This is a genomic window from Chelatococcus sambhunathii (genome assembly GCF_001418005.1).
Lineage (GTDB): Bacteria > Pseudomonadota > Alphaproteobacteria > Rhizobiales > Beijerinckiaceae > Chelatococcus_A > Chelatococcus_A sambhunathii.
The window spans coordinates 24,538-37,807 of sequence record NZ_LIOL01000004.1 but is presented as its reverse complement, the minus strand read 5'-3'; the positions used below and the strand labels follow the sequence as shown (position 1 = coordinate 37,807).

Sequence of the window (13,270 nt, the reverse complement as noted above, 5' to 3'; positions counted from 1 at the left end):
CGGATTGTTTGGGATGAATGCCGAAGAGATGAAGCGCGCCGCGGCGGCGCGGGCGGCAGAGCTGGTGCGGGACGGCATGCGCCTTGGCCTTGGCACGGGCTCGACCGCCCGCCATTTCGTTGCCATCCTCGGCGAGAAGGTGCGGGCCGGGCTCAAGGTCGTCTGCGTGCCGACTTCGGAGGCGACGCGCCTGCAGGCCGAGGCGGAAGGCATTCCCCTCACGACGCTCGACGAGACGCCAGCCCTCGACCTCACGGTCGACGGCGCCGACGAACTCGACGACAGCCTGCGCCTCATCAAGGGTGGTGGCGGCGCGCTCCTGCGCGAGAAGATCGTTGCAGCCGCCAGCCGGCGCATGGTCGTCATTGCCGACGGCTCCAAGCATGTGGACGTCCTTGGGCGCTTTCCGCTGCCCATCGAGGTCAACCCCTTCGGGCTGCGCGCGACGCAGGAGGCCATCGCCCAGGTTCTCGCGCGGCGCTGGCCCTCGGCCCCGCTGACCCTGCGGCGGGGGGGCGACGGCAACCCCTTCGTCACCGATGGCGGCCATTTCATCCTCGATGCCGCGCTTCAGCGCATCGAGGAGCCGGAGGCGCTCGCCAGCGACCTTGTCGCCATCCCCGGCGTCGTCGAGCATGGGCTCTTCCTCGGCCTTGCATCCGGCGCCGTTATCGCCACGGAGGCGGGGCTCGTGGAACTTGGCGAGCTTGGCTGAGGCCCGGCAAGATATTGACTTCGAGCGCAGTTCCATCGTTCTGATCGCAGCGATCCGCTCGACATGCGCATGACGCGCGAGGCGCCAGGGAGATACCGATCAATGAAGCGTACAGCCACTCACGTCGCGGCCGCCGCCGCCGTCGCCTTCGCCCTCGCCGGTCCGGTCTTTGCCCAGGACACGGGCAGTATCACGCCGGCCAAGGTCGAGGCCGCGCGCCAGATCGTGACCGGCTCGGGCATGGACCGTTCCTTCGAGGCGCTCGTGCCAACCTTCGCCCAGCGCATCAAGCAAAGCTATGTCACCCGCCCCGAGATCACCAAGGACCTCGACGAGGTGCTGGCGCAGCTGCAGCCCACCATCGAGAGCAAGAAGGCCGATCTGGTGGAGACGGCGGCCAAGATCCTCGCCAGCCGCATGAAGGAGACCGATCTCAAGGCTGCCGCCGCCTTCTTCAGTTCCGATGCCGGCAAGGCCTATGTCGCGGCGCAGCCCGCCGTGCTCGACGACCTCTATGTCGCCATGCAGGACTGGACCGGGCGCGTCTTCGAGGAGGCGATGACTCAGGTGCGGGCCGAGATGGCCAAGCGCGGCCACCAGCTCTGAAGTGTCCACGCGCCAGCGCGAAGGAAACCGGCGGCGCCGCAGTCGCCGGTTTTTTCGTGGCCGCCTTCGGCGTCGTCAGTCTTCGTCGGCCTTGAAGCGCGACAGGCCCCGGAACAGGAGGGGCGCTACCAGCGCCAGTGCCGCGATGGCGAGCAGCGTGGCCGCGAGGGGGCTCTCGATGAGCGCCATCGGGTCGCCCAGGCTGATCTGCAGCGCGCGCCGCAACTGCGTCTCCGCCATCGGCCCAAGGATGAGGCCGACGACCATCGGCGCGATCGGATAGTCGTAGCGTCGCATGACGAAGCCGAGGAGGCCGAAGACCGCGAGCATGACGAGTTCGACGGGCGAGGGGTTGGCGGCAATCGTCCCCATGGCGGCGAAGACGAGGATACCGGCATAGAGCCAGGGCTGCGGAATGGCGAGCAGCCGCACCCACAGGCCGATGAGCGGCAGGTTGAGGATCACCAGCATCGCATTGGCAATGAAAAGGCTGGCGATGAGGCCCCAGACGAGGTCCGGCCGTTCGGCAAACAGCAGCGGGCCGGGATTGAGGCCGTATTGCTGGAAGCCTGCGAGCAGGATCGCCGCCGTTGCCGAGGTTGGCAGGCCGAGCGTGAGCAGCGGCATCAGGGTGCCGGCCGCAGAGGCATTGTTCGCCGCTTCCGGGCCGGCGACACCCTCGATGGCGCCCTTGCCGAATTCCTCCGGATGCTTGGTCAGCCTCTTCTCGATGGTATAGGAGAGGAAGGTCGGTATCTCGGCGCCGCCGGCAGGCAGCGAGCCGATGGGAAAGCCGAGCGCCGTGCCGCGTAGCCACGGCTTCCACGAGCGCTTCCAATCCTCCCGCGTCATCCACAGGGAGCCGCGCACCGGCTCGATCGTCTCGGGCGCGTGCTTCATGCGTGAGGCGACGAAGAGTGCTTCGCCCACGGCGAAGAGCCCGACGGCGAGCGTCGTCACCTCGACGCCGTCGAGCAACTCCGGCACGCCGAAGGTCAGCCGCGCCTGGCCGCTCAGCGCATCGATGCCGACGAGACCGAGCATGAGGCCGATGAAGAGGCTGGTGAGGCCGCGCAGCGGCGAATCGCCGAAGGTTGCCGACACAGTGACGAAGGCCACGATCATCAGGGCGAAATAGTCGGCCGGTCCGAACTGGATGGCGATTTCGACCAGCCAGGGGGCGAACAGCGCAAGACCGATGGTAGCGATGAGTCCGGCGACGAAGGAGCCGACGGCAGAGGTGGCGAGCGCCGGTCCGCCGCGGCCGGCCTTGGCCATCTTGTTGCCCTCGAGCGCCGTGATCATCGAGGCGCTCTCGCCGGGCGTATTGATGAGGATCGACGTGGTCGAACCGCCATACATGCCGCCGTAATAGATGCCCGCGAACATGATGAGCGAGCCCGTCGGGTCGAGCTTGAAGGTGACGGGCAGGAGCAGCGCCACGGTGAGTGCCGGGCCGATCCCCGGCAGTACGCCCACCGCGGTGCCGAGGAAAACGCCAATGAGGGCAAAGAGCAGCTTCGTCGGCTCCAAGGCGACGGAAAAGCCCTGCGCCAGCGCGAAGACGGAATCGAGCACCGGAGGGGCCTTTCAGAAGAGCCGCTCGATCGGCCCCTGCGGCAGCGACAGGGCGAGCAGCTTTGTGAAGCCGAGATAGACGATCAGGCCGAGCACGACGCCGATGCCGAGATCGGTGGCGAGCGCCCGCCGGCCGAAGCCGCGCGCCGTCAGACCGAAGAGCAGCGCCATGGCGGGAATGAAGCCGCCGCCGGCGCTGATGGTCGCGATCATGGCGGCGATGCCGGCAACGATGGTGAGGACGGCGGCGCGATCACTCGGCTCCGGCGTGGGGACCTCGCCGCGCAGGGTGCTGACGAGGGTGCCGGCAGCGAGCAGGCCGAGGCCGGCCGCCACGGCCCATGAAGCCGCGCTCGGGCCGATGCCGGCATAGCTCGATACCGCCCCCATACCGACGGCGTCCTTGGCGACGAAAGCCGCAAGGACCAGAAGTCCTGCCGCGATGACGAAGCCGACAGGTGCGATCCTGCGGTCCTCTTTTTGTTGCGTCATGCCCTTCCCCGGATGGCCTCCGATGCGGCGAGGCAGCGGAGAAGACCTTTCTCCGCCGCTCTGCCATTGGCGGTCGGTCTCTCTACTTGACGAGACCGATCGACTGCAGCACCTCGGCGACGCGCACCTGCTCGTTCTGGAGGAACGTCGCGAAGGCCTCACCCGAGAGATAGGCGTCGTCCCAATTCTTGGCCTTCAGAGTCTCCTGCCACTGCTTCGACTTGACCATCTTGTCGATGGCCGCGAGTAGCGTCTTCGTCTGGGCCTCGTCGAGGCCGGGAGGCGCCACGACCGAGCGCCAGTTGACGATGGCGAGGTCGATGCCCTGATCCTTCAGGGTCGGCGCATCGAGACCGGGCACGGGCTTTTCGGCGGCAATGCCGATGAGGCGCAGCTTGCCGGCCTTGATCTGGCCCTCGAATTCGCCGTAGCCGGAGACGCCTGCCGTCACCTTGCCGCCGAGGATCGCCGCCAGCGCCTCGCCGCCGCCGGAGAAGGGCACGTAGTTGATCTTGGTCGGATCGACGCCGACCGCCTTGGCGAAGAGACCGACCATGATGTGGTCGGTGCCGCCCGCCGAGCCGCCGGCCCAGGTCACCTTGGCGGGATCGGCCTTCAGTGCCTCGGCGAGGTCCTTCGCGTTCTTGATCGGCGAATTGGCCGGCACGACGATCGCCTGGTTCTCGGCGGTGAGCCGCGCGATTGGCGTCGTCTGCGCGAGGGTCACGGGCGCCTTGTTGGTGAGAATGGCGCCCACCATGACGAAGCCGTTGACCATGAGCTGCGACCCGTCGCCCTTCGCATTCACGAATTGAGCGAGCCCGACGGTGCCGCCGGCGCCCGGTACGTTGACCACCTGCGCGCTCTTGACCGCGCCGCTTTCGGTCAGGGCCGCCTGCATGGCGCGCGCCGTCTGATCCCAACCGCCGCCCGGTGCGGCCGGGGCCATGATCTTCAACTCGAGACTCTGGCCGAGTGCGCCCGTGGACAGGCCCGCGGCCACGAGGAGCGCGGCGACGGCGCCGGTAACCATCTTGTACGAATGGAACATGTGGTTCCTCCCATTTTACGATCTGTTCTTGCTGATCGGACGCAGACGGTATCGGCGGCTTCTTCCCCCATCAAGCGAACATCGCGTCACATTATATCGGAACAATAGCTCCGTCGCGGGCCTTTGCGGCTTTCCCTTTGGCAGGGCTTCTTCTAAAGCCGGACCGTCGCATCTTCGAATCCAGCGAGTGCCCTTCTTGCCTCTCGCCATGCCCGCTCTCCGCGCCGCGCCCTCCGTTCATGCCCGCCGGCTGGAGCTGGCGTCCCTCGTCACGCTGGCGCTGCTGCCGCTGGCGATGGCGCTCGCCAATCGCTCCTCGCCGCTCGTGGTCGGCGTGGCGGCGGCGCTCGCGATTCTCGCGGCGCTCGTGGAGCCGCCGGGCCGGATGCGCCTTTTCCTCGCCTCACGCGCGATCGCGCGTGCGCCGGCGCTCCTCGTCGTCTCCGCCTTCGCGGCCTATGCGGCGGTGAGCATGGCGTGGAGCGTCCTTCCCCGCGCCTCGCTCTTCACCTTTGGCGAGGCGCTGCTGCCCGCCTTCGCCGCGACCGTGGCGGCCATCCTCCTGCCGCGCCGCGTGCCGGGCATCGTCACGGTGCTGGCGGGTGCCGCCTTTGTCGCGGCCTGCTTAGTTGTCATCGGCGATCTCGCCACCGGCCTTGCCGTGCGCCAGAAACTCGGCCTGCGCGCCACGGGGGGCTTCGTCTTCAACCGCAGCATCATCACGCTGCTGATGCTCGCCTGGCCGCTCGGCCTCCTCTGGTGGGAGGGCAGTCGGCGGATTTTGGCAGGCGCCGCTCTGGCCGCCCTGCTCCTCGTGCTGGTCGTCGGCGAATCGGGGGCGGCGCTGATGGGCGCCCTGTGCGGTATCGGCACTTTCGCCATCGCGCTCCTCAGTCGGCGGGTCGCCCTCGCCCTCGTCACAGCCGGGCTCCTGGCCTGTCTCATCATTGCCCCCTTCAAGGGCTCGCTCACGATGCAGCTGCCAGACTCCTTCGTCGCGCTCGTGCAGCAGCGCGGCCACGCTGTCGAGCGCATCGCGCTGTGGCGCAGCTTCGAGGAGGTCGTCCGGCACCGGCCGCTTCTCGGCACCGGCTTCGGCGCAAGCCCGCGCCTTGCCGATGATCCGGTCGCGCAGGAGGTGCCGGAAGACCTGCGCGAGATGCTGGCGATCGGGCATCCGCACGACGCCTTCCTGCAGATATGGGTCGAGCTCGGCGCCGTCGGGGCCGTGCTGGCTGCGCTCGTGATTGCGACCATGATGCGTGCGCTGGCGCACTTGCGGGGGCTGCGGCTGGCTGCTTCGCTCGCGCTCGTGGCCTCCGCCGCCGGCGTCATGCTCGTCGGGCACGGGGCCTGGCAGGGCTGGTGGATCGCGGCTGTGGGCGCCGCGGTCGTCTGGTTCCGGCGCCGTCCGGACAGGGCGGTGCCTTCCAAGGGGGTGGATCATGAGTGATTTCGACGTCGATCTCTTCGTGATCGGTGGAGGCTCCGGTGGCGTGCGCGCCGCGCGCATCGCCGCCGGCCACGGCGCCCGCGTCATGCTCGCCGAGGAAGACCGGATGGGCGGCACCTGCGTCATCCGCGGCTGCGTGCCCAAGAAGCTCCTCGTCTACGCCAGCCGCTTCGCTGGCGATTTCGAGGACGCGGCCGGCTATGGCTGGAGCGTGCCCAAGGCGGCGTTCGACTGGCCGACCCTGATCAAGAACAAGGATGCGGAGATCGCCCGGCTCGAGGGCATCTATCGCACCAACCTCACCAAGGCCGGCGTCGACATCGTCGACAGCCGCGCCGTGATCGAGGATGCCCACACGGTGCGCGTCCTGAAGACCGGCGCGCGTATCCGCGCCCGCGTCATCCTCGTCGCCACCGGCGGGCGGGTGGTGAAGGTGCCTGCGGTGCCCGGCATCGAGCACGCGATCACCTCCAACGAGGCCTTCCATCTCGAGCGGCTGCCGGAGCGCATCGCCGTCGTCGGCGGCGGCTACATCGCCGTCGAATTCGCGGGGATCTTCGCCGGCCTTGGTGTCGAGACCACCCTGATCCACCGCGGCGAGAAGCTGCTGCGCGGCTTCGACGAGGATGTGCGCGACGCGCTGGGGGAGGCCTATGCGCAGCGCGGCATCAGGCTCTGCCTCGAATGTGGCCTGACGAGCATCGAGAAGATGGACGGCGAACTGCTCATCACCCTTACGGACGGGCGCGAGTTGCGCGTCGACCAGGTCATGATCGCGACCGGCCGCGTGCCCAACACCGAGAAGCTCGGCCTCGAGGAGGCGGGCGTGGCGCTCGCCTCCAATGGCGCCATCGTGGTCGACGCCATGTCGCGGACCAACGTGCCGAGCATCTACGCCGTCGGCGACGTGACGGACCGCGTCAATCTCACCCCCGTCGCCATCCGCGAGGGCCATGCCTTCGCCGATACCGTCTTCGGAAACCGCCCGGCGAGCGTGGACCACAACGTCATCCCGACTGCCGTCTTCTCCTCGCCCGAGATCGGCACCGTCGGCCTCGGCGAAGCCGACGCGCGCCAGCGCTATGGCAATGTCAGGATCTTCCGGTCCAGCTTCCGCGCCATGAAGGCGACCCTGTCGGGGCGCGAGGACCGGGTGCTGATGAAGATCGTCGTCGACGGCGATACCGACCGCGTGCTCGGCGTCCATATCCTGGGGGACGGCGCCGGCGAGATGATCCAGCTCGTCGGCATCGCCGTCACCATGGGCGCTACCAAGGCCGACTTCGACCGCACCATGGCCGTCCACCCGACGGCGGCGGAGGAACTCGTGACCATGCGCACGCCGGTGGCCTGAAAGGAAGCCGTAAGCTCGATTCGCCTTCACCTGCGGGGAACGACACCCGCGCTCGCCCGGCGACCGCAACGGGAAGGCGCTGGGCTGGGCTCTCCTGTTGCCGCGCGGAGATCCCTGCCTGAAGCTTTGTTGGCTTGCGTTCATGCACAACGCCATCAAGCGATATATTTCTGATAGTTATTGTCGTGTCGATTTGAGCGACTATGATCCGGTGTTGCTGTTCAGCGATAATTATGCGGTGCATATATTTTGTTTATTGGAATGGATTGGCTGACATGAATAACCGTATTGCTGGCATGGATGCCGCGGCAGCGAAGCGCCTCGGCAATGTCGTGGCGGAGTTCTCGGATCATGTGCGGAGCGGCAGCGCGCCGGTCTTGCCGAGCGTCGTCCGGCAGCGCGTGCGCGAGGCCCGGGCTGGCCAGAATGGCCCGGTGTCTGCGCGCCGGTCGGCAACTCCGGATCGGAATGCGAGACAGGCGGAAACCTTGCTGGCCCCGATGCGGCGGGCGGTTGCGCGCGGCCGTGACGCCCTCGGGTATGCCGGTCCGGTCGTGGCACCAGCGCTCGAACTGGCGGCCGCGAGCGCCTCTCACTGGGCGACGTCAGCCGAAGGACAGGTGAGCCTCGGTCGCGATTTCCTGAGCAACGAGCTGTGGCGCGGTTCCATCCGGCTGCCCGAAGCTCCGCAGAGCGAAGAGGCCGGCGCTTCCGGGCGGCTCGGCGCGTTGGCCGGTCGGGGTACCTACGCTGCCACGACAGCGGGGCGCGCAAAGCTGCTCTTCACATTGCTGGGCAATACGCCGCTGTCCTCGGCAGCCGGCTATGCCTATGCGGTTGGCTGGGGCGTCAATGCGTTGTCCGGCGCGGCGCAGGCATGCGTGGATGTTTCGCAGGACCTGTCCCAGCGGGGTCTGCGGGGCGGGCTGCTGCTCACGCGCGACGCCTTCGCCCTGCTGTCCGCGGGTCTCAATCTGGCGGCGGCGGTCGAGAGTGGATATGCGCAGCGGGCTGCGGATGCCGGGGATGACGCAGGGGCCGTCGGGCATGCGCGCACATCGGCCTTCCTGTGGGGCGGAGGTTCCCTGAGCGGCATCGCTTCGGGCGGGGCTCAGCTCCTGGCTGATTACATCGCGCCTGCACGACCGGCACCGCGTGAAGCAGCTTCCGCGGCGCCGGATGTCGAGGCGCAGCGGTTGCTCTCCACCTGAGCCGATCGGCGAAAGAGGGGGGGACGTCCCGGCCTCTGGCCGGGGCGCCCTTCCGATCATCCAGGATCGCTATGGCACCGGATGGTGTGCCGCTGTTCCGGGTGGCGCTTCCAGCACGAGCTGCGCATCGGAGGGCGGGCGCTGCATCATGCGCCAGGCGACGAAGCCGACGAGCATGGCGTGGATGGCGGCGTTATGCACGAAGAGCATGACGTCGCCGAAGAGCGTCATCAGCGTCGCGGCGACGATGGGCCCGACGATGCCGCCGACGCAATAGAGGAACAGGAGGGTACTCGACAGGTGCACGGCCCCCTCCTGCGAGCGACGGTCGTTGGCATGGGCCGAGATCAGGGGGTAGATGACGGAGGTGGTGAGGCCGAGGGCGAAGGCGAGCGCGTAGAGCACCGCCGTCTCGCCGCGCCCGACGATGACGAGCGCCACCTCGACCACGCAGGCGACGGCCGAGACGCCGAGGATGACGCCGCGCCGATCGACGATATCGGACAGCTTGCCGACGGGATAGGGCGCGGTGGCCGAGCCGAGGATCATGGCGGTCATGAAGCTGGCGACCACGCCGGCGCCGAGGTCGAGCCGCTCCACATAGGCGGGGGCGAGAGACCAGAAGCTGCCGTTGGCAAGGCCGACGAGCAGGATGCCGACGGCGCCGATCGGCGTCGTGCGGAAGAGCTCCAGGATGCGCAGCCGCCCCTTGGCCGGCAGCGGCGGGGCCTCGGCCCGCGTCATGGCGAGCGGCACCAGTGCCAACATGAGGAAGGCGGAGGCGCCGGAGAACAGGCTGAAGGAGCGCGCGCTGTCGAGGCGCAGCAGCTGCTGGCCCGCGGCGGAGCCGGCGAAGTTGACGATGTTGTAGAGGCCGAGCATGCGGCCGCGGTTGCCGTCGTGCGCCTTGGCGTTGATCCAGGCCTCGACGATGGCGTAGAGCCCGGCGAAGCAGAAGCCGACGAGCCCGCGCAGCACCATCCACACAAGCGGCGAGAGGAAGATCGCGAAGCCGAGGCACGCGACCGCCGCGACCGCGGCGAAGGCCGCGAAGGCGCGGATGTGCCCGGCCCGCCGCACGATGGCCGGCGTCACCCAGGTGCCGGCGAGCATGCCGCCGAAATAGACCGAGCCGATGACGCCGACCTCGGTCGGGGAGAAGCCCTCGAGCACGCCGCGCAGCGGCACCAGCGTGGTTAGGAGGCCGTTGCCGGCGATGAGGATGAAAACGGCGAGGAGAACCGGGGACAGGGGAACGATGGCGGTCGGCACGATCGGGTCCGGTGTTCGGGCGGGGCGCGTCGGCGCGCATCTCCAACCTTCGCCAAGAGAGGCGGGAAAGGAAAGTGCTTCGTCGACGCTGCAGTCATTCAACCAGGGCAGGGCGTCCCGGGCCTTGCGGGCCGCGACAGGCGAACGATCATCCTGCGCGAATGTGGCAGCGCACGGGCGGCGATCGGCGCTGCCGCGCCGCATATCCTGCTGCGGATGGGCGTCGATTTTGCGCAAAATGCTTTGCCGATGCGCGATTTTTCCGCCCCGAAGGCACGGAGGGGCGCCGGCAAGCCTGTCTTGGCAGGCGCCGCGTCGCCGCGCCGCAGCGCAAAGAAGCAGCATCGCACCATGATCATCGGACTTCTGGCCGGGCTCGCCGCCGGCGCCGTGTGGGGGCTCGTCTTCGTCGGTCCGGCGGCGGTGATGCCCTATACCAGCCTCGACCTCACGGTCGCGCGCTATCTCGCCTTCGGCATCGGCTCGCTCGTTCTGATGCTGACGGTGCCCCGCTGCCGGGCGGGCATCGTGCCGCGGCGGGATGCGGGCGCCGGGCTCGTGCTCGGCCTCACCGGCTATGTCGTCTACTACCTTCTGGCCGCCGGCGCGGTGCAGCTTGCAGGGCCGGCCATCCCGCCGCTCGTCATCGGCTCGCTGCCGGTGGTGCTGGCGCTCGTCGGCAACTGGCGGGAGCGGACGGTGCGCTGGCGGACGCTCGCCATGCCGCTCGGGCTGATCCTCGCCGGCCTCGCGCTCGTCAATATCGCGACGCTCGCCGGCGCGGACAGCGCCGCTTCGCGCGCCAACGTCGTTCTCGGCTGCCTGTGCGCCCTCGGCGCCGTCGCCGTGTGGACGATCTACGCCCTCGTCAACGCCCGCACCTCGCGGGCGCTCGCCGGCGACGGCGTCTATGCCTGGACGAGCCTTCAGGGCGTCGGCTCGCTCGTTGGCGTGCTGCCGCTCGTGCCGCTCCTCACCGTCGACGGTTGGTCGAGTGTGCCGCAGCTCGGCCTCTTCAATGCCGACGGGCTGCGCCTCGTCCTGTGGGCGGTCCTGCTCGGCATGGTCAGCTCCTGGGTCGGTGCGGTGCTCTGGATCATCGCGGCGCGGCGCCTGCCGGTGGCGTTCGCCGGGCAGCTCATAGTCTCGGAGACGGTCTTCGCGCTCGTCTACGGCTTCCTGTTTGAGGGCCGCTGGCCGACGCCCGGGGAGGTGGGCGGCGCCGGCCTCCTCATGCTCGGCGTCTTCGCGGCGGCGAGTGCCTTCCGCCGTGCGGAGGAGGGCAGCAAAGACGCTCGCCTTGTCGCGGACTGTCAGCTATAAGCGCCACCTCTGTTGTGGCACGATGGAGGGAGCCTGACGGCTTTCCCTGTACTTGTTGGGAGTTGGTGAGATGACCGAGCGGTGGACGCCCGCAAGCTGGAGGAAGATGCCCATCCAGCAGGTGCCTGTCTATCCGGATGCCGATGCTCTCGCGGGCGTCGAGCAGCAGCTTGCCGGTTTTCCGCCGCTCGTTTTTGCAGGGGAAGCCCGCCGGTTGAAGCGCGACCTCGCCAAGGTCGCGGCCGGCGAAGCCTTCCTCCTGCAGGGGGGCGACTGCGCCGAGAGCTTCGCCGAGCATTCCGCCGACAACATCCGCGACTTCTTCCGCCTCTTCCTTCAGATGGCGGTGGTGCTCACCTTTGCCGGCGCCTCACCGGTTGTGAAGGTCGGCCGTGTCGCCGGCCAGTTCGCCAAGCCGCGCTCGGCGCCGACCGAGAAGGTGGGCGACACCGAACTGCCGAGCTACCGTGGCGACATCATCAACGGCATCGAGTTCACGGAAGAAAGCCGCACGCCGGATGCGCGCCGCCAGCTCATGGTCTACCGCCAGTCGGCGGCGACGCTGAACCTCCTGCGTGCCTTCGCCGGCGGCGGCTATGCCAACCTGCAGAACGCCCACCGCTGGATGCTGGGCTTCGTGAAGGACAGCCCCTCGTCGGGCCGTTATCAGGAACTCGCCGGGCGCATCACCGAGGCGCTCGATTTCATGCGCGCCTGCGGCATCGATCCGGAGTCGCATCCCGAGATGCGCTCGACCGATTTCTACACGAGCCACGAGGCCCTGTTGCTCGGCTACGAGGAGGCGCTGACGCGCGTCGATTCCACCTCGGGCGACTGGTACGCGACGTCGGGCCACATGGTATGGATCGGCGACCGCACGCGCCAGCCCGACCATGCGCATGTCGAATACTGCCGCGGCATCAAGAACCCAATCGGGCTCAAGTGCGGCCCGTCCCTGAAAGCCGATGAGCTTCTGCGCCTCATCGACACGCTCAACCCGGACAACGAGGCGGGCCGGCTCACGCTGATCTGCCGCTTCGGCGCCGATAAGGTGCTGGAGCACCTGCCAGCCCTCGTCCGGGCCGTGAAGGAGAGCGGGCGCTCGGTCGTGTGGTCGTGCGACCCCATGCACGGCAACACGGTCAAGGCCGGCAACGGCTACAAGACCCGGCCCTTCGACCTCATCATGCGCGAGATCAAGGGTTTCTTCGACGTGCACCAGGCCGAGGGCACGCACGCCGGCGGCATTCACCTCGAGATGACGGGCAAGAACGTCACCGAATGCACCGGCGGCGCCCGCGCCCTGACGGACGAGGACCTGCACGACCGCTACCACACCCATTGCGACCCGCGTCTCAATGCGGAGCAGGCGCTCGAGGTGGCCTTCCTCGTCGCCGAGCGACTGAAGCGCGAGCGCGCCGCGCGCATCGTGCCGCATGTCGAGGCGGCCGAGTAAGGCTCAGTCACGAGAAAAGGCAAGGGCGGCCCCGGGGCCGCCCTTGCCTTTTTGGAGACGAAGGAAGTGGCGCAGCGCCGCGAGACATGTGGTTGCGCCCGCTCGTGTCCGGTCGAGTCGGCGGGCGGGTTCATCGCCGCGAAGGGGACGGGCGGCGTCCTCCGGCGTTCGGCCTGATCGTCGCGCCCATGGCGATGGGGGTGAGACCGCTCGCCACGCGCGGTCAGCTGGACGCGGCCGCCTGAGGAGGCTCCCCGCGGGAACTGCCGGCTGACGGCCGGCGTTGACGCAGGGGCAATTGGGAGGCGATGCCGTGGCGTTCAAGAATTCCTGGAGCGGTCTCAAGGTCGCCTTCCGCAACGACCGCAACGTGCGCATCCTCGTCGCGGCGCTGCTGGCGGCGGTGCCGCTGTCCCTTGTCGTGGGTTTCTCGCCCCTCGTTTCCGCGGCGCTCATCTGCGTCGTCGTGCTGGCGCTCGCCGTCGAGCTTCTCAACACGGCGATCGAGGAACTCGCCGACCACGTCACCCCCGAGCACAATCCCGACATCAAGCGCACCAAGGACTTCGCTTCGGCCGCGGTGTTCCTGACGCGTCTGCTCGCGGCCTTTGTCTGGGGCGCGACGCTGGTCGAGCGCGCCGTCTTCGGCATCTGGTAGGGCCAGCCCGCAAACCATGTCTTGCGCCGCTGCAACGGCGCGGGGTGGCCGACGGCGCTATATTCAATCCCGACGGTCGGGTCGCACCATCGTCATGGCCG

General features: G+C 68.6%; 12 protein-coding genes. 8 read left to right on the top strand and 4 right to left on the bottom strand.

Annotated elements, in window-relative coordinates; translation table 11 throughout:
- Positions 1-13: 13 nt before the first annotated feature.
- Together rpiA and ASC46_RS09200 are read left to right on the top strand one after the other, a co-directional pair.
- Positions 14-715 (top strand): ribose-5-phosphate isomerase RpiA, encoded by a 702-nt coding sequence (rpiA, locus tag ASC46_RS09205; RefSeq protein ID WP_055459023.1) that lies wholly within the window; start codon positions 14-16, stop codon positions 713-715.
- Between the two features lie 102 nt (positions 716-817).
- Entirely contained in the window at positions 818-1,321 is a 504-nt protein-coding gene (locus ASC46_RS09200) for a DUF2059 domain-containing protein (protein WP_055459022.1), read from the top strand.
- Between the two features lie 75 nt (positions 1,322-1,396).
- Here ASC46_RS09200 and ASC46_RS09195 read toward each other — a convergent pair whose 3' ends face one another.
- From ASC46_RS09195 to ASC46_RS09185, 3 genes are all read right to left on the bottom strand, one after another.
- Positions 1,397-2,899, bottom strand: a complete 1,503-nt coding sequence (locus tag ASC46_RS09195) for a tripartite tricarboxylate transporter permease (protein ID WP_055459021.1) — start codon at positions 2,897-2,899, stop codon at positions 1,397-1,399.
- A 12-nt stretch (positions 2,900-2,911) separates the two neighbouring features.
- Entirely contained in the window at positions 2,912-3,391 is a 480-nt protein-coding gene (locus ASC46_RS09190; RefSeq protein WP_055459020.1) for a tripartite tricarboxylate transporter TctB family protein, read from the bottom strand.
- Between the two features lie 82 nt (positions 3,392-3,473).
- Complete coding sequence (locus ASC46_RS09185) at positions 3,474-4,442, bottom strand: Bug family tripartite tricarboxylate transporter substrate binding protein (RefSeq protein ID WP_055459019.1); 969 nt, start codon at positions 4,440-4,442, stop codon at positions 3,474-3,476.
- A gap of 187 nt (positions 4,443-4,629) precedes the next feature.
- On the opposite strand from ASC46_RS09185, the gene ASC46_RS09180 reads away from it, so the two are divergent.
- The 3 genes from ASC46_RS09180 (at position 4,630) to ASC46_RS09170 (ending at position 8,460) form a co-directional block, all read left to right on the top strand.
- Positions 4,630-5,895: an O-antigen ligase family protein gene (locus ASC46_RS09180; RefSeq protein ID WP_055459018.1), complete on the top strand. Its 1,266-nt coding sequence runs from the start codon at positions 4,630-4,632 to the stop codon at positions 5,893-5,895.
- Positions 5,888-7,249 (top strand): glutathione-disulfide reductase, encoded by a 1,362-nt coding sequence (gene gor / locus ASC46_RS09175; RefSeq protein ID WP_055459017.1) that lies wholly within the window; start codon positions 5,888-5,890, stop codon positions 7,247-7,249. Before ASC46_RS09180 ends, gor begins: the two co-directional genes overlap by 8 nt.
- A 275-nt stretch (positions 7,250-7,524) precedes the next feature.
- Positions 7,525-8,460 carry a hypothetical protein gene (locus tag ASC46_RS09170; RefSeq protein WP_141659669.1) on the top strand — a complete coding sequence of 312 codons (936 nt, stop codon included), beginning with the start codon at positions 7,525-7,527 and terminating at the stop codon, positions 8,458-8,460.
- A 69-nt stretch (positions 8,461-8,529) separates the two neighbouring features.
- Here the strand turns inward: ASC46_RS09170 and ASC46_RS09165 are convergent, their stop codons facing one another.
- Complete coding sequence (locus tag ASC46_RS09165; RefSeq protein WP_055459015.1) at positions 8,530-9,732, bottom strand: MFS transporter; 1,203 nt, start codon at positions 9,730-9,732, stop codon at positions 8,530-8,532.
- A gap of 351 nt (positions 9,733-10,083) precedes the next feature.
- Here ASC46_RS09165 and ASC46_RS09160 point away from each other — a divergent pair, with 351 nt between their 5' ends.
- From ASC46_RS09160 to ASC46_RS09150, 3 genes are all read left to right on the top strand, one after another.
- Entirely contained in the window at positions 10,084-11,055 is a 972-nt protein-coding gene (locus ASC46_RS09160) for a DMT family transporter (RefSeq protein ID WP_071924422.1), read from the top strand.
- Between the two features lie 70 nt (positions 11,056-11,125).
- Positions 11,126-12,511 carry a class II 3-deoxy-7-phosphoheptulonate synthase gene (locus ASC46_RS09155; protein WP_055459013.1) on the top strand — a complete coding sequence of 462 codons (1,386 nt, stop codon included), beginning with the start codon at positions 11,126-11,128 and terminating at the stop codon, positions 12,509-12,511.
- 313 nt (positions 12,512-12,824) lie between these two features.
- A complete protein-coding gene (locus ASC46_RS09150; RefSeq protein WP_245280513.1) occupies positions 12,825-13,169 on the top strand; it encodes a diacylglycerol kinase in 345 nt (114 codons plus the stop codon).
- The last annotated feature ends 101 nt before the right edge of the window (positions 13,170-13,270 follow it).